Origin of the sequence: Pandoraea pnomenusa, assembly GCF_000767615.3 — a bacterium.
Taxonomy (GTDB): domain Bacteria; phylum Pseudomonadota; class Gammaproteobacteria; order Burkholderiales; family Burkholderiaceae; genus Pandoraea; species Pandoraea pnomenusa.
In genome coordinates this window covers 3063868-3080786 of record NZ_CP009553.3, presented here as the reverse complement: position 1 = coordinate 3080786, position 16919 = coordinate 3063868, and the positions used below count along the sequence as shown (strand labels likewise).

Below are 16919 nucleotides of genomic sequence, written 5' to 3'. Positions count from 1 at the left end.
CGCCCGGTCCTGTTTCTGCATGAACGATATTCTTCGCGCGCTAGGGCGCGCGCTCGTGAGCCTGCTGCATCCGCGCATGCTCTGGCTCACCGCCATGCCCTTCGTCGTCTCCGGACTGATCTGGGGCGCCGTGATCTGGTTCGGCTGGGAACCATTCACCGACTTCCTGCGCGTGTGGCTCGAACAGTGGGAATTCACCCAGTGGATCTACCGCTTCTTCGGCTTCTTCGGCGTGGACAGCGTGCGCATGGCGCTCGCGCCGTTCATTCTGGTGGCGCTGCTCGTGCCGCTGATCGTCGTCACGTCGCTGCTGCTCATTGCGGGATGGTCGATGCCGGCGGTGTTGCGCCATCTCTCGCGCCGGCACTTCATTCATCTCGAGGCGCGTCAGGGCGGCTCGTTCTGGGGCAGCCTGGGCCAGTCGCTCGGGGCCACGCTCATCTTCCTCGTCGCCGCGCTCGTCACACTGCCGTTATGGCTGGTGCCACCATTCTTCGCCATCGTGCCGCCGCTGCTGTGGGGCTGGCTCACTTACCGCGTGATGACGTACGACGCGCTCGCTTACCACGCCACGGCCGAGGAGCGGCGCCGGATCGTCCGGGAGAAGCGTCTGCCGCTGCTCGTGATCGGTGTGGCAACCGGTTTGCTCGGCTCGCTGCCCACATTGCTGTGGGTCTCGTCGGTCATCATGATCGTGCTGTTCCCGGTCATCGCGCTGCTCGCGATCTGGCTCTATGTGGTGATCTTCGTCTTTTCGGCGTTGTGGTTCGCCCATTACTGCCTGCGCGCACTCTCGCGCCTTCGCGCGGAGGATGCCCGGCATGAGCCGACGCTCGCCGGTACGGTCCTGCCGGTGGTCGACGATGCCCGGCCGGAGACCGAAGACCTGCCGCCGGCACTGCCCCCTCCGGGCAGCCCCAACGGTTCGCCCTGAAAGTGGCACAATCGTCACACCGCGCGCTGCCGGATTGGACCTTCGTCGTCTGAATCCCGGCGGCGCCGCGCTTTTCTCCCCCCAAGGCCCTGACGACAAGAAAAGGAAGCATCATGGCGGTCGGCATCATCATCATCGGCGACGAGATTCTCTCGGGACGCCGCCAGGACAAGCATCTGCCCAAGCTCATCGAACTGCTTACGGAGCGTGGCATGCAGCTCGGCTGGGCCGAGTACGTGGGGGATGATCCCGCGCGCATCACGGCCACCCTGCAACGCACGTTCGCAAGCGACGACATCGTTTTCGTGACCGGCGGCATCGGCGCCACGCCGGACGATCATACGCGTCAATGCGCCGCCGCCGCGCTCAATGTGCCGCTGGTACTCACGCCCGAAGCCGAGGCGCTCATCATGGAGCGCATCGCCGACACGAGTCCGGACGGCCGTGCCGACATGACGCAGCCCGATAACCGGCACCGTCTCAAGATGGGCGAATTTCCGGTCGGCGCACGCGTGCTGCCCAACCCTTACAACAAGATCCCCGGGTTCTCCATCGAGCGCCATCATTTCATGCCGGGTTTCCCCGTGATGGCCTGGCCGATGATGGCCTGGGTGCTCGACACCTGTTACGCGGATCTGCACCACCTCACCAGGCACGCCGAACGATCGGTGCTGGTCTTCGGGCTGGCCGAATCGACGCTCACGCCGCTCATGGAGGCCATCGAGGCCGAATATCCGGGGGTGAAGGTGTTCAGCCTGCCGAGCGTGGGCGACGCACAACGCGGCCCGGTCTACGCGCGCCGCCATATCGACCTGGGTGTGAAGGGCGAGCCTGCTCTCGTCGGGGCCGCATTCGAGCGCTTGTTGGCCGGCGTGAGCGCGCTCAATGGGGAGATCGTCCATCCGGCGGACGCCGCCGCCTTGCCCGAGGGGACGGCGCCTTCGGCCCAGTGACGTCTCATTGACGCAATGACGGCCCGACCGCCCGGCCACCAGGGAGACCGCCCGGTCGAGCCGCCCAGAGGGGACTCAGAAGCCGCTCAGGACGAGCTTGCCGATGGTGCGTCCGCCTTCGAGCTGGGCGTGGGCGCGCCGCAGGTTGACGGCGTTGATCGGACCGATCACCTCGCCGAGCGTGGTACGAAGGGTGCCGGCGTCGACCAGGCGCGCGACTTCAGTGAGCAGCTTGTGCTGCGCGATCATGTCGGGCGTCTCGTACATGGCGCGCGTGAACATGAACTCCCACACGAATGTCGCGCTCTTGTTCTTGAGCAGGCCGACGTCCAGCGGCCGGGCGTTCTCCACGATCGAGCAGATCTTGCCCTGCGGTGCGACGGCCTGCGCCAACGCCGGGAAGTGCTCGTCGGTGTCGTTCAGGCACAGGACAAAGTCCACCTGCGGCACGCCAGCGGCCAGCAACTGCGCCGGAATGTCCTGATAGTGGTCGATCACGTGTTGCGCGCCGAGTTGCCGGCACCAGTCGGCCGACGCCGGCCGCGACGCCGTCGCCACCACCGTCAGTCGCGCCACGCGCCGGGCGAGCTGAATGGCGATCGAACCGACGCCGCCCGCGCCGCCGACGACCAACACCGACTTTCCTTCATCGCTGCCGTCGGGCGCCACGCCGAGGCGGTCGAACAGCGCTTCCCAGGCCGTGATCGTCGTGAGCGGCAGGGCGGCCGCACTCACGAAGTCGAGCGACGTCGGCATATGGCCGACGATGCGCTCATCCACCAGATGGAATTCGCTGTTCGCGCCCGCGCGCGTGATGCTCCCCGCGTAATAGACCGGGTCGCCGACCCGGAAGAGCGTGGCGTCCGGGCCCACCGCGGCGACCGTGCCCGCGGCGTCCCATCCGAGCACGCGCGGCGTGTCGTCGACCTTGGCTTTCGGCGCGCGCACCTTGGTGTCGACCGGATTGACCGAGATGGCCTCGACTTTGACCAGGATGTCGCGCCCCGCAGGGGTGGGCGTCGGCAATTCGATGTCAACGAGGGATTCGGGATCGTCGATCGGCAGATAACGGGTCAATCCAACAGCTTTCATGAGTACTCTCCATTACGTTGATGGTGGCCGGCCGGATGTCGTCGGCGGGCCGCGCGAAGCAATAGCGAAAGACTACCGCTAGTGGATTGCATTGAAAATTCGCATAATGCCGAAAAGATTTTTCGGAGAATCCGTTAAATGGCATTGGACCTCGATACCGTGGCGTTGTTCGTTCGGGTGGCGGCGCTGGGCAACGTCTCGGCGGCCGGGCGCGAACGCGGGCTATCGCCTGCCACGGCCAGCACCCGATTGGCGCAACTCGAGGCCAGGCTTGGGGCGCGTCTGCTGCATCGCACGACCCGACGCGTGGCGCTCACGCAGGAAGGCGAAATGTTTCTCGCGCAGGCCCAGACGTTGCTGGCTGCCGAGGCGCAGGCATTCGCGAGTGTTGGGCAGGGGCGCGCGGCGCCGCAGGGACGCTTGCGGGTGTCATGCTCCTCGTCGTTCGGACGTCAGCATGTCTCGCCCGCCTTGCCGGCATTTCTCGATCGCTACCCGGGGATTTCGCTGGACTTCCGGTTGACCGATCGCGTGGTCGATCTGCTGGAAGAGGGCGTTGACCTGGCGATTCGCGTGGGGGCGCTGCGCGACTCGACGCTCGTTGCCCGCAAACTCGCGAGTAATCGCCGCACGCTGTGCGCGTCCCCTGCGTATCTGGCGGCCCACGGCACGCCGAAGCATCCGGGCGATCTCGCCTCGCACGAATGTCTGATTCTGGCGGAACAGCGCGACTGGCGGTTCGTCACGCCGGGCGGCGAGTTGAATGTGCGTGTGGGCGGGCGGCTGGTTTCCGATAACGGCGAGGTGCTGCGCGACGCAGTGCTCGCAGGGATGGGAATTGCGCTGAAATCGACTTGGGACGTCGGCGTGCACCTGCAGCGCGGGGACCTGGTGGCGGTACTGCCCGCCTATCCCCTGGCCGAGGAGGTCGCCATCTGGGGCGTGTACCCCAGCCGGGCGTTCGTGCCCCCCAAGACGCACGCGCTGATCGAGTTTCTGCAAGCCCGCTTCGGTCCCGGGCCGGTGCCGTACTGGGATGCGCGGCCAGACGCCTCGTAGCGGGGCGCCGGGGCAAGGGGCCCGAGCGGGGCGGGGCGTGTGCCTCAGTGAAGATGATGGGTGCGAGCGAGCGGCGCGGCGCTATCCTCGTGCCCGATCGCGGGGCTGGCGTGATGCAGCACGAGTCGCCAGCCGTCCGCTTCCTTCAGATAGACGTTGGTGGCGAGTACGAAGGCGTAGCGCGCTTCGGGATGTGATTCCACCTGGATCTGCTCGAGCACGTTGTGAACGGCGCACAGCGGGTTGTTGGCCACCTGCAGGTGACTGACCGACACCTGTAGCCCACCGTTGGCCAGGATCTGTCGCCAACTGCTGCGCACGGCCGCGGGGCCGACATGGCGGGGGCCGGACGGGTGAATGCAAACGACTTCCTCATCCTCCGACCAGACGTCCATCAGCGCATCGGCGTCGCCCGTGCGCAGCGCCTCGTAATAGGCGTGCTCGGCGTCTTCCGGACTCAGAAAAATGGCAGCGGGCATATCGGCGGCCTCCGTCGGAATGTGGCGTCGGGCGGCGAATGCGCCGTCCGGCGATCGCGCCGATTATGGAGGGTTTGCCCGGGCTTGTCGAACGGCCGGCGGCAAGAGTGCGGGCGTTCATGCGCGTCTCTTGATCTGGCGCAAGGCGGTGGGTGTCGTTGGCCGGTAGCGTATGGGGGTAACGCGGGGAAGCGTAACCGGTGAAGGGGGCGTGCGAGGCAAACCAAGGGCGGGGACGCCTGCGCGCCCCCGGTGACCGGTCTCAGCAGTGAATGCCGGTCACGCCGGCGAGTTCGCGCAGGGCGGCAGCGTCGATGATCTTGACGTGCCGCTGGCGGATTTCGATCATGCCGTTTTGCGCGAAGCGCGAAAACAGGCGGCTGACCGTCTCCAGCTTGAGGCCGAGGAAGCTGCCGATTTCTTCGCGGCTCATGCGCAGCACAAATTCGTTGGCGGCGTAGCCCCGCGCCGAAAGACGCTCGGACAGGTTGTGCAGGAAGACCGCCAGCCGCTCTTCGGCGCGCATGGTGCCCAGGGCGAGCAGTTGCTGATGCTCGTTGCGGATTTCCTGGCTCATCAGACGATGCAGCTGGCGTTGCAGCGACGGTACCTGACGCGAAAGCGTCTCCAGTTCGCCGAAACGCGCAATGCACAGCTCGCTGTCCTCGAGCGCAATGGCAGTGCTGGGGTGATGACTGTCGGCCACCGCATCCAGGCCGATCAGCTCGCCCTGAAGGTGGAAACCGACGACCTGCTCACGGCCGTCGGGCGCCGTGACGCAGCTTTTGAGCGACCCGAAGCGGATGCCGTAGACGGCGCTCAGGTCATCGTTGGCGTGATAGAGCACCTCGCCTTTCTTGAGGCGACGGCGCTCGCTCACGAGTGCATCCAGTCGCTCCAGTTCCGCTTCCGGAATGCCGACGGGCAGGCAGAACTGGCCCAGCGAGCAAGTGGAACAGCGGGGCTGGACGACGGGAATGCGACCGATTTCTGTGGTCATGGAGGCCCCTGAAGTTATTTTGAGAGTTTACCATGGGGCGTCGACCTGTCGATTCCGCGCCAGGAATGGCGAGGGTTTGCACGACGCTTTACGGGCGACAGTGTTTCAGTAATAATTGCGCACATACCGGACGTCCGTCTCGCCGCACTATCGGCCTGGGCGTTTTCCCGGCAGGTCGTTTCGAAGCATCCAGGTTGCGCCGCCGTCACTACGACCGAACACAAACGGGCGCGCGCTTATGCGAAGCGGTTGTTTTTTCGATCTACGGCCGTTTCTCGTGTTCCAAGCATCCATTTATTCCTGATTCCGGGTTGCCAAGCCCCCGGTTTGCTTAGTCGCACATGAATACCCAAGAGGCGAAACTCGTCCTCGAGACCGCGTTGATTTGCGCGCAGGAGCCGCTCAAGGTCGGCGATCTGCGCAAGCTCTTCAATGACGCCGTGTCCGGCGACACGGTGCGCGCGCTGCTCGAGGAAATCCGCATGCAATGGGACGGCCGAGGTGTGGAATTGGTGGCGTTGGCCACCGGCTGGCGTTTCCAGAGCCGTCCGCGCATGCGCGAATACCTTGACCGTCTCAATCCGGAGAAGCCGCCGAAGTATTCGCGCGCCGTGATGGAGACGCTCGCGATCATTGCCTATCGCCAGCCGGTCACGCGTGGCGATATCGAGGAGATTCGCGGCGTGACGGTCAATACCCAGATCATCAAGCAGCTCGAAGACCGCGGCTGGATCGAGGTGATCGGCCATCGCGACGTGCCGGGGCGCCCCGGCCTGTACGCCACGACCAAGGACTTCCTCGACGATCTCGGGCTGCGCGCGCTCGACGCGCTGCCGCCGCTCGAAGATCCGGCGGCGCAGGCGCAGATCGACCTGCTCGCGCAGCAGAACATCGAATTCGGCGAGCGGGCCGAAGGCGAAGCGGGAGAAGACGTGGCGTCGGACGACGCGCCGATGGCCGACGCCGAAGCGCTGGCGCGCCTGGCGCAGGATCGCGCCGACAATCTGCCGCTCGCGCAGGGCCTGCCGGAAGGACAACGGCCGACGTCCGGCGACGATGCGGTGACGGAAGAGGCGCTGCTCGACGCGGTCATGGCTGAAGGCGACGCCCCCGCGGATGCGGCGTATTCCGGCGAATCCGAGGCGGCGCTTGCCAATGCCGATGGTGACGTCGGGGCAATTCCGCCGGATGCCGAGGAACTCGTACCGGCGGGACGCGTCAGTGAGCAGGTCGCGGCGCCGCAGGATGACGCGTCGCTCGGCGAGGGCGGCCAGCAGGTGCGGGGCCGTCAGAGCGTCGAGGAATTTTCCGAAGATTTGGGGAGTGCGGCTGCGGAAGGCGACGATCCGCCGCAAGATGCGCAGTACCTGGCAAGTGAGGCAAACGATGCACCGACGCAGGCGGACGATCCCGCAGCGCCGGTCACGCAGGAGGTTTCCCCGCGCGCTGTCGACCCGGCAGCGAACGAAGCCGCCACCGGTCAGCCCATGTCCGGTGGGATGGATGACGACGAGAACGACGGGGACGACAAGACTCTCGTCACGGGCACCTGAGGCACCGGCGCATTGCGTCGCGCGCAACAGCAGGGCCGTTAGCGATTAAGAACGAAGTCGCGGCAAGGATTTGCCGCGCATTCATGGTGCGAACACGGATCAGGGCGGCTCAACATGCCGGCCAGCAACGATCCCGTTTTCCAATGAGGTTGTGTTGAAACAGAACGAAGAATCCCAGGACCTGCACGCACGCGATGCCGGTGCCGAAGCACGTGCGCCGGAAGGCGAGGGTGGTGACGACAAGGCGTCGCGCCGCGGCTTGCGCCGCGGACCGCGTAGTCTGATCGCGCGTCGTCGCGCGGCGCAGCAAGCCAAGCGAGAGGGCGACGACAGCGGCACGGGCGAATTTGCCGCGTCCGACGCTTCGCAGGGCGTACCGTCCGGCGAAACGTCGCACAGCCAGGCGCCCGTCGCCGACGGGGCGCCCGCCGCGGCGCAAGCGCGTGGCCGCCAGGGCGCCCGCAAGCCGCGCGGCGGCAAGCAGCGCGATGGCGCCTCGCCAGCGGCGAAGCCCGCGCAGGCCTCAGGCGCCGCGACCGGTGGCGAACCGGCGGGCAAGGCGCAACCGGGTGACGGCAAGGGCCGCGGCCGTAAGGGTGCCGCCGCCGTCGGTGGCCGAAGCGCCGGGGCCGGCAAGGTGAGCCGGGGCGGCAGGGGTGGCAAGGGCGGCAAGAATGGCGATGACGACCTCTTCGCGTTCGTGACGTCGGGCGGGTTCGATAACGACGACGCCGACGGCGACGCCAAGGCAGCTGCCAAGCGCGGCCGTCGACCGGCCGATCGTCGTGTCCTGTCGCCGGACGACGAAGCGCCGAAGCTGCACAAGGTGCTCGCCGAGGCCGGCATGGGCTCGCGTCGCGAGATGGAGGAGCTGATCCTTGCCGGGCGAGTGTCCGTCAACGCCGAGCCGGCGCATATCGGCCAGCGTATTCTCCCGACCGATCAGGTGCGTATCAACGGCAAGCTCGTCAAGCGCCGCATCACCAGCAAGCCGCCGCGCGTGCTCCTGTATCACAAGCCGGCGGGCGAGATCGTCAGCCACGCCGATCCGGAAGGTCGCGCCTCGGTATTCGACCGTCTGCCGCCGATGAAGACGGCCAAGTGGCTCGCCGTCGGACGACTGGACTTCAATACGGAAGGTCTGCTGATCCTGACGACGTCCGGCGACCTGGCGAATCGGTTCATGCATCCGCGTTACGGCATCGAGCGCGAGTACGCCGTGCGCACTGTCGGCCAACTGAGCGAATCGTCGCGCCAGCAGCTGCTGCGCGGCATCGAGCTCGACGACGGTCAGGCCAATTTCCTGCGCTTGCAGGACGGCGGTGGCGAGGGCTCGAATCATTGGTATCACGTGGCACTGACGGAAGGTCGCAACCGCGAAGTGCGTCGCATGTTCGATGCCGCGGGATTGATGGTCAGTCGTCTGATTCGTACGCGTTATGGCCCGCTCACGCTGCCGCGCGGCTTGAAGCGAGGACGTTACGAGGAACTTGACGACGCTCAGGTGCGTTCGCTGTTCGCCGCCGTCGGCATGAAAATGCCGGGAGCGAGCGCGGACGACAAGGGCGGCAAGCCGGGCCGTGGCGGCAAGGCCGGCGCCGTCAAGGAGCCGCGCCGACAGCCGGATCCGATGCAGACCGCGCTGGGAGTGTTCAGCCGCGAGCCGGGGCAGTCGCGTCGTCCGCGTGCCAATCCGCTTACGGCGTTCGTCGGCCCGAGCGGCGGCTACCCGGGGCAGACGTCTTCGCCTCGCGGAGAAGGCCGGCGTTTCGGCGGCGGCAACGCAGCGGGCGGTGGCGGCTACAGTGGTCAGCCGCGAGGCAACGGCAATGGAAACGTCAATGGCAATCGCAGCCGTGGCGGCAACCGCGCCGGTGGTGGCAACTACGGCGGCGGCAATTCCGGTAACCGTGGCAACCGCGGCGGCAACCGTTCTCGTTGATGGGATCGGCGCGCCGCAGGCGTCGGCCGGATCGGGCGCCGAAGGCGCCCCGACCGAATGGCGCGGGGCGGGCTTTGCCGGCTCGCATGTTGCACTGCGGCAACGCCGCTCCGGCGCCCGTCCTTCGGGCATTTGCGGGCGCAAGCGTTGCAAATCGGCCCAAAACCATATAAAATCAAATAATAAGCTGTATTGCGTGTCGCACGTTCTGTTGCGGCGCGCACCTCATGCGCAATGAGGCTGCAAGAAATGGGCGTTTCGCCCATTTTTTTTTGCCGCGAGCGTTTCGCGGCCGATGCCGCCGCGTCGGGGAGTGGGTGTGTCGACTCAGGCATGCCGGCCCGGACGGTCGAGGCAGGTATCGTGCGCCGTCCCATGCGGGGCGCGCAGACATGTCGGGCGCTGTTGATGCGCGCGAGTTTTTCTAGGGTGAGCAAAGTTGCAATTGCCAGAACTGATCGAGACCACGGTCGAAGGCCTGGGTTACGAGCTGGTCGATCTTGAACGCGCCGGTGGCGGTCTGCTGCGGGTGTACATCGACAAGCCGGAGGGCATCACGATCGATGACTGCGAGACGGTGAGCCGTCAGCTCTCGCATGTGCTGATGGTCGAGAACGTCAATTACGACCGACTCGAAGTGTCGTCGCCGGGGCTGGATCGTCCGCTGCGCAAGCTGCGTGACTTCGAGCGCTTCGCCGGCACGGAAGTGAGTCTCACGTTGCGTGTGCCGCTCGAAGGCCGCAAGCAGTTCCGCGGCATTCTGCAGGCGCCGCAAGGCGAAAACTTGAGCCTTGAGTTCGAAGGCAAGGGCGGCCCGGCGCTGCTCGAATTCACCCTCGCGGATATAGACCGTGCGCGCCTTGTGCCGCAGATTGATTTTAGGAGTCGCAAACGATGAGTCGCGAAGTATTGCTGTTGGTCGATGCGCTCGCGCGCGAAAAGAACGTCGACAAGGATGTCGTGTTCGGCGCGCTGGAAGCGGCATTGGCTTCGGCCACCAAGAAGCGCTACACCGAAGACGTCGACATTCGCGTGCACATCGACCGTGAGTCGGGCGAGCACGAGAGCTTCCGTCGCTGGCTGGTAGTGCCGGACGAGGCGGGTCTGCAGGAGCCGGACAAGCAGATCCTGTCGTTCGAAGCCAAGGAAGAGAACCCCTCCGTCGAGATCGGCGAGTTCATCGAGGAGCCGGTGGAGTCGGTCGAGTTCGGCCGCATTGGCGCGCAGGCGGCCAAGCAGGTGATTTTGCAGCGTATTCGCGACGCCGAGCGCGAGCAGATCCTGTCGGACTTCCTCGAGCGCGGCGAAAAGATCATGACCGGTACGGTCAAGCGTCTCGACAAGGGCAACCTGATCGTCGAGTCGGGCCGTGTCGAGGCGCTGCTGCGCCGCGATCAGCTGATTCCGAAAGAGAACCTGCGCATCGGCGATCGCGTGCGTGCCTTCATCGTGAAGGTCGATCGCACGGCGCGTGGCCCGCAGATCGAGCTGTCGCGCACGGCGCCGGAATTCCTGATCGAGCTTTTCGGCATGGAAGTGCCGGAAATCGAGCAAGGCCTGCTGGAGATCAAATCGGCAGCCCGCGATCCGGGCGTGCGCGCGAAGATCGCCGTGGTCGCGTATGACAAGCGTATCGATCCGATCGGCACGTGCGTGGGTATTCGCGGCACGCGTGTCCAGGCGGTGCGCAACGAGCTGGGCGGCGAGAATGTCGACATCGTGTTGTGGTCGGAAGACCCGGCGCAATTCGTGATCGGCGCCCTGGCGCCGGCGGCGGTGCAGTCGATCGTCGTGGACGAAGAAAAGCACAGCATGGATGTCGTGGTCGACGAGAACGAACTCGCGGTGGCGATCGGCCGCAGCGGTCAGAACGTGCGCCTCGCGTCGGAGCTGACCGGTTGGCAGATCAACATCATGACGCCGGACGAGTCGGCCGAAAAGCAGAACGAAGAGCGCGGCACGCTGCGCACCTTGTTCATGCAGCGTCTCGATGTGGACGAGGAAGTGGCGGACATCCTGATCGAGGAAGGTTTCTCGAGCCTGGAAGAAATCGCCTACGTGCCTCTGAACGAAATGCTCGAAATCGAAGCGTTCGACGAGGACACGGTGCACGAGCTGCGCAATCGTGCGCGCGACGCACTGCTCACGCAGGCGATTGCCACCGAGGAGAAGGTCGAGGGCGTTGCGCTCGATCTGAAGAGCCTCGACGGCATGACGTCCGAGCTGTTGGCCAAGCTGGCCGAGCATGAAATTCAGACGCGCGATGATCTGGCCGAGCTGGCCGTCGACGAACTGACCGAGATGACCGGCGTCGACGAGGAAGCCGCAAAGGCCCTGATCATGAAAGCGCGAGAGCACTGGTTCCAATGATGACCTGCCCCGGCACGCATATGGAACAGTGAACTTTGAAGTTAACCGCAAGGCGTCTGGCCTTGCTTGAAGAGGTTTGAATGGCGAGCATCAACGTAGCCCAATTTGCTGCAGAACTGAAAATGCCGGCCGGCGTGTTGCTGGAGCAACTCAAGGCCGCCGGCGTGGACAAACTCAGCGCCGACGATTCACTGACGGAAGCCGACAAGGCCCGTTTGCTGGAACACCTGCGCCGCGCCCACGGCGCGGGCGACGGCGACAAAAAGAAGATTACTCTGACGCGTCGCCAGACTTCGGAAATCAAGCAAGCCGACGCAACCGGCAAGGCACGCACGATTCAGGTGGAAGTGCGCAAGAAACGCACTTTCGTCAAGCGTGACGACGTGGCCGAAGGCGTGGACAGCGCAGCCGCCGCGGCGGAAGACGAAGCGCTGCGTCAGCGCGAGGAAGACGCACGCCGCGAGGCGGAGCGCCTGGCGGCCGAGGCTGCCGAGCTCAAGCGTCGCCAGGAGCAACTGGAGCGCGAGGAAGCCGAGCGCCGCGAGCGCGAAGAGAAGGAAGCTGCCGAGCGCCGTGCGCGCGAGGAAGCGGACCGCGCAGCCGCGGCCAAGGCGGCCGAAGAGCAAAAGGCGAAGGCGGCGGAAGCCAAGGCCGACGCCGAAGCCGAGAAGGCGGCCACCGTGGATGCCGAAAAGGCTGCCAAGGCCGAAGCCGAGAAGGCCGATGCCGACAAGGCTGCCGCCGCCAAGGCCGAGGCCGAGCGCGAGCAGGCACGCAAGGCCAGCGAAGAAGCGCGCGCGGCCGCCGAGAAGGCCAGTGCGGCTGCCGACAAGGCGCGTGCTGAAGAAGAAGCCATTCGCAAGCGTCGTGCCGCGGCGGAAGCCGAAGCGCGTGCGATTCGCGAAATGATGAATGCCCCGCGCCGTGTGCTCAAGGCGCCGGAGCCGGCCCCCGCGGCTGCCGCGGCGGCCAAGCCCGAGGCGAAGGGTACGCTGCACAAGCCGGCCAGGCCGGAAGGTGCCGCGGCCGCCAAGCCGGCGGACAAGAAGCCGGCCGCTGCTGCGCCGGCAACGACGACGGCCGGTGCGGCCGACAAGAAGGACAAGAAGGGCGGTGCCTGGCAGAAGGACGCCGATAACCGCAACAAGCGCGGCGGCATGAAGACGCGTGGCGACACCAGCGGTGGTTCGGACGGCTGGCGCGGCGGTGGTCGTGGCGGGCGTCGTGGCGACCGTCATGCGCAGGACGACCGTCAGGCGTTCCAGGCGCCGACCGAGCCGGTGGTGCGCGATGTGCACGTGCCGGAGACGATCAGCGTTGCCGATCTCGCGCACAAGATGTCGGTCAAGGCCGCGGAAGTCATCAAGCTGATGATGAAGATGGGCCAGATGGTGACCATCAACCAGGTGCTGGACCAGGAAACGGCCATGATCGTGGTCGAGGAGCTGGGCCACCGCGCCATCGCCGCGAAGCTCGACGATCCGGAAACGCTGCTGGATCTGGGCAACGAGGCGACCGAAGCGGAAGCGCTGCCGCGTCCGCCGGTGGTCACCGTGATGGGTCACGTCGACCACGGCAAGACCTCGCTGCTGGACTACATCCGTCGCGCCAAGGTGGCGGCGGGCGAAGCCGGCGGGATCACGCAGCACATCGGTGCGTACCACGTCGATACGCCGCGCGGCACGGTGACGTTCCTCGACACCCCGGGTCACGAGGCCTTTACGGCCATGCGTGCGCGCGGTGCCCAGGCAACGGACATCGTGATTCTCGTGGTGGCGGCCGACGACGGTGTGATGCCGCAGACGAAGGAAGCGATTGCCCACGCGAAGTCGGCCGGTGTGCCGATCGTGGTGGCGATCAACAAGATCGACAAGCCGGAAGCCAACCCGGACCGCGTGAAGCAGGAACTCGTGGCCGAAGGTGTGGTGCCGGAAGAGTACGGTGGCGATTCGCCGTTCGTGCCGGTGTCGGCCAAGACGGGCACGGGGATCGACGATTTGCTCGAGAACGTGTTGCTGCAAGCCGAGGTGCTGGAGTTGAAGGCACCGGTGGACGCGCCGGCCAAGGGCATCGTGATCGAAGCGAAGCTCGACAAGGGCAAGGGTCCGGTCGCTACGATTCTGGTGCAGTCGGGCACGCTCAACCGCGGTGACATGGTACTGGCGGGTCAGGCCTACGGCCGCGTGCGCGCCATGCTCGACGAGACCGGCAAGAACGCGAAGGAAGCGGGCCCGTCGATCCCGGTGGAAATCCAGGGTCTGTCGGAAGTGCCGGGTGCGGGTGAAGAAGTGCTGGTGGTGCAGGACGAGCGCAAGGCGCGCGAAATCGCGCTGTTCCGTCAGGGCAAATTCCGCGACGTGAAGCTGGCCAAGCAACAGGCCGCCAAGCTCGAGAACATGTTCGAGCAGATGGCCGAAGGCGAAGTCAAGACGCTGCCGCTCATCATCAAGGCAGACGTTCAGGGTTCGCAGGAAGCGCTCGCGCAGTCGCTCAACAAGCTCTCGACGCCGGAAGTGCGCGTGCAGATCGTTCACGCGGCGGTGGGTGGCATCAGCGAAAGCGACGTCAACCTGGCCACCGCTTCGAAGGCGGTCATCATCGGCTTCAATACGCGTGCCGATGCGCTGGCGCGCAAGCTGGCCGAGTCGAACGGTATCGACATCCGCTACTACAACATCATCTACGACGCCGTGGATGAGGTGAAGGCGGCAATGTCGGGCATGCTGGCGCCCGAGAAGAAGGAAGAGATCACGGGTCTCATCGAAGTGCGTCAGACGTTCCGTGTGCCGAAGGTCGGTACGGTGGCCGGCTGTATGGTGCTCGACGGCTTCGTCAAGCGTTCGTCGCACGTGCGTGTGCTGCGCGACAACGTGGTCATCTTCACGGGCGAGCTCGATTCGCTCAAGCGCTTCAAGGATGACGTGAAGGAAGTCAAGTCCGGCTTCGAGTGTGGTCTGTCGGTGAAGAACTTCAACGACATCACGGAAGGCGACCAACTGGAAGCGTTTGAAATCACGGAAGTTGCGCGCTCGCTGTAACGCGGTCGACACAATGGATGTGGAATGGCCCACCGAGCCGGGAAACCGGCGGCGTGGGCCATTGCATTATTAGCGAGTTTGTTATGGCAAAGAAACGTGGCGTTCCGGGTCGCAATCTTCGTATCAACGACCAGATCCAACGCGATCTGTCGGAGTTGATTCAGCGCGAAGTGAAAGACCCGCGCATTGGTCTGGTCACGCTGCAAAGCGTGGAAGTCACGCCTGACTATGCGCATGCGAAAGTGTTTTATACGACGCTGACCGGCGATCCCAAGGCCACCGGTGAGGCGCTCAACGAGGCGGCAGGCTACCTGCGCAATCTGCTGTTCAAGCGTTTGCACATTCATACCGTGCCGACGTTGCATTTCCACTTCGACCAGTCGATCGAACGCGCGATCGAGATGTCGCGCCTGATCGATACGGCCAACGCGACGCGCGCGAGGGACGAGGCGGGCGAAGGCAGTGACGAAGGCAGCAAGGACGGCGACGAGAAGTAAGCCGTCGATCGATAAGCGCAACCTGCCGGGCGGCCCATGGCAAGCCCGGCGGCGTTGCGATGCCCGTGCGCCGCGCTGCTGACGGCGTGACGGGGCAGGCATTGACTCCCACCAGAATTTCTCAGGCAATCTCCGCACCATGACGGACCCGCGTTCGCAGGCACCCCGCCAAAAGCTCCCCCGTTTCGCACTCGATGGCGTGTTGTTGCTGGACAAGCCGCTCGGCTTGTCATCCAACGATGCCCTGATCAAGGCCAAGCGTTTGCTTCAGGCGCTCAAGGCAGGCCACACGGGCACGCTCGATCCCTTGGCGACCGGGTTGCTGCCGCTGTGTTTCGGCGAGGCGACGAAGTTCTCGCAGGACTTGCTCGAGGCCGACAAGACCTACGAAGCGCACGTGCGCCTGGGGGAGACGACCACGACGGGCGACGCCGAAGGCGAGGTGTTGCAAACGCGGCCGGTGACGGTGGACGATGCGGCGATCCGTGCCATATTGCCTCGTTTCATGGGGAGGATTTCGCAAGTCCCGCCGATGTACTCGGCGCTCAAGCGCGACGGCAAACCGTTGTACGAATATGCGCGCGCGGGCCAAACGCTCGAGCGCGAGGCGCGCGAGGTCACCATCCATGCACTGGCGCTGACGCAAAGCGCACTGCCGCACACGAACGAATTCACGTTCCGTGTGACGTGCAGTAAAGGCACGTACGTGCGCACGCTGGCGGAAGACATCGGGGAAGCGTTGGGGTGCGGTGCTCACCTGCGCGGTTTGCGTCGCACGGCGGTGGGACCGCTGACACTCGACGGCGCCGTCACGCTCGAAGACCTGAGCGCGCTGGATCATGCGCAACGCGTGGCGAAGCTCGCACCGGTCGATGCATTGCTCAAGACGCTGCCCGCGATCATGCTCGACGAAACGCTGGCGCGACGCTTCAGTCACGGCCAGCGTCTGCGACTCGACGATATCCGCTGTCCGACGCCATTGCGTGCGTACGCAGCCGCGCACGGCGACATCGAAGTCAAGGTCTACACGGAGGCCACGAGCGAAGCCACTTCGCGCTTGCTGGGGGTCGCGCGACTCGATGGCGAAGCGTTGCTCACACCGCAGCGACTGCTCAAGACACAGTCATCGTGAGCGCGCCGGGTGGCGTGCCGATGACGCCCGTCACCCGTCACCAATGCCGCGGGGCCATGCCGGGCCATTGGCGTTCGGGCCATGCATCGAGGCCCGCATCAGCGCGCAGCGGACACGCGCGCGGACGTCAGAGGCCCATGACGATCCCCGTCAGCCTGCAACATTCTCCGGCTTGAGCTCGACGATGGCGTCGAGTGCTGCCTTCACATCCATGGCGTACTTCGCCAATGCCTTCTGTTCCTCGGTCTTCGGCTCGAACGACGGCACGCTTACCGGGTGATTGCTCTCGTCTACCGCGACGAACACCATCAGGCAATCGGTCGTCTGGCGCAGTTCTCCCCACTTCGGATCGCCGGCGTGGACCGACACGTGGATATGCATGCTGGTGCGGCCCGTGGCAACGATGCGCGCGCGCAGCTCCACCAGATTGCCCACCAGAATCGGACGGCGAAAACGAATGTTGCCCACGCTCACCGTGACGCAATAACGTCCCGACCACGTTGCGGCGCAGGCGTAGGCCACCTCGTCGATCCATTTCATGAGGGAGCCGCCGTGCACCTTGCCGCCGAAGTTGACGGCGGCCGGTTCGGCCAGAAAACGGAAGGTGATCTCGGAGCGGTCGTTCGGGTTCTGCGGGACGGTCATGGTGCGTGTTATCGGGGGCGGATGGATCGTGTCCGGGCGCGGCAAAATGTCGCGTCGGCGGGGATGCGCAATGATACTGCGATTGGAACCGTCCTGCCCGTGCCCGTCGGGGCGTGGATCGTCCCAGGAATCCCGGCGCGTGACTTCCGTGGGGGGCCTTTTGCGTCATGCCCCGTAATGTCGAGCGCACAATCTGCAAGCGCGCCGACGCCGACGCGGCGCACA

At 65.5% G+C, this 16919-nt stretch carries 14 protein-coding genes; 10 read left to right on the top strand and 4 right to left on the bottom strand.

All coding sequences use genetic code 11. The features are described from left to right. Positions 1-19 precede the first annotated feature (19 nt). Together LV28_RS37685 and LV28_RS37680 are read left to right on the top strand one after the other, a co-directional pair. Entirely contained in the window at positions 20-934 is a 915-nt protein-coding gene (locus LV28_RS37685; protein ID WP_023874095.1) for an EI24 domain-containing protein, read from the top strand. Between the two features lie 113 nt (positions 935-1047). Next, entirely contained in the window at positions 1048-1887 is an 840-nt protein-coding gene (locus LV28_RS37680; RefSeq protein ID WP_023596345.1) for a competence/damage-inducible protein A, read from the top strand. 75 nt (positions 1888-1962) lie between these two features. Here LV28_RS37680 and LV28_RS37675 read toward each other — a convergent pair whose 3' ends face one another. Continuing rightward, positions 1963-2979: a zinc-binding alcohol dehydrogenase family protein gene (locus tag LV28_RS37675; protein ID WP_038617261.1), complete on the bottom strand. Its 1017-nt coding sequence runs from the start codon at positions 2977-2979 to the stop codon at positions 1963-1965. Between the two features lie 138 nt (positions 2980-3117). Between LV28_RS37675 and LV28_RS37670 the strand changes: the two genes are divergently transcribed. Beyond that, entirely contained in the window at positions 3118-4038 is a 921-nt protein-coding gene (locus LV28_RS37670; protein WP_024788532.1) for a LysR family transcriptional regulator, read from the top strand. Between the two features lie 44 nt (positions 4039-4082). Here LV28_RS37670 and LV28_RS37665 read toward each other — a convergent pair whose 3' ends face one another. Both LV28_RS37665 and fnr read right to left on the bottom strand, forming a co-directional pair. Further along, a complete protein-coding gene (locus tag LV28_RS37665; protein ID WP_023596342.1) occupies positions 4083-4517 on the bottom strand; it encodes a YybH family protein in 435 nt (144 codons plus the stop codon). 262 nt (positions 4518-4779) lie between these two features. Beyond that, a complete protein-coding gene (fnr, locus tag LV28_RS37660) occupies positions 4780-5517 on the bottom strand; it encodes a fumarate/nitrate reduction transcriptional regulator Fnr (RefSeq protein WP_023874100.1) in 738 nt (245 codons plus the stop codon). Between the two features lie 341 nt (positions 5518-5858). On the opposite strand from fnr, the gene scpB reads away from it, so the two are divergent. The 7 genes from scpB (at position 5859) to truB (ending at position 16049) form a co-directional block, all read left to right on the top strand. Beyond that, positions 5859-7070: an SMC-Scp complex subunit ScpB gene (gene scpB, locus LV28_RS37655; protein WP_038617266.1), complete on the top strand. Its 1212-nt coding sequence runs from the start codon at positions 5859-5861 to the stop codon at positions 7068-7070. Positions 7071-7251: 181 nt separating this feature from the next. Next, positions 7252-9012, top strand: a complete 1761-nt coding sequence (locus LV28_RS37650) for a pseudouridine synthase (protein WP_038620929.1) — start codon at positions 7252-7254, stop codon at positions 9010-9012. 439 nt (positions 9013-9451) lie between these two features. Beyond that, complete coding sequence (gene rimP, locus LV28_RS37645; protein WP_023596338.1) at positions 9452-9910, top strand: ribosome maturation factor RimP; 459 nt, start codon at positions 9452-9454, stop codon at positions 9908-9910. Further along, positions 9907-11382, top strand: a complete 1476-nt coding sequence (gene nusA, locus LV28_RS37640) for a transcription termination factor NusA (RefSeq protein ID WP_023596337.1) — start codon at positions 9907-9909, stop codon at positions 11380-11382. The genes rimP and nusA overlap by 4 nt, the downstream gene beginning before the upstream one ends. A gap of 80 nt (positions 11383-11462) precedes the next feature. Further along, a complete protein-coding gene (infB, locus tag LV28_RS37635; protein ID WP_023874103.1) occupies positions 11463-14420 on the top strand; it encodes a translation initiation factor IF-2 in 2958 nt (985 codons plus the stop codon). A gap of 83 nt (positions 14421-14503) precedes the next feature. Further along, positions 14504-14917, top strand: coding sequence for a 30S ribosome-binding factor RbfA (gene rbfA / locus LV28_RS37630; RefSeq protein WP_025249283.1), 414 nt, complete (start codon positions 14504-14506; stop codon positions 14915-14917). Positions 14918-15056: 139 nt separating this feature from the next. Further along, positions 15057-16049: a tRNA pseudouridine(55) synthase TruB gene (truB, locus tag LV28_RS37625; RefSeq protein WP_048806320.1), complete on the top strand. Its 993-nt coding sequence runs from the start codon at positions 15057-15059 to the stop codon at positions 16047-16049. Between the two features lie 150 nt (positions 16050-16199). On the opposite strand, the gene LV28_RS37620 is transcribed toward truB, so the two are convergent. Continuing rightward, the gene (locus LV28_RS37620; RefSeq protein ID WP_038617272.1) at positions 16200-16694 is read right to left on the bottom strand and encodes an acyl-CoA thioesterase; all 495 of its coding nucleotides are present in this window, start codon (positions 16692-16694) and stop codon (positions 16200-16202) included. Between the last annotated feature and the right edge of the window lie 225 nt (positions 16695-16919).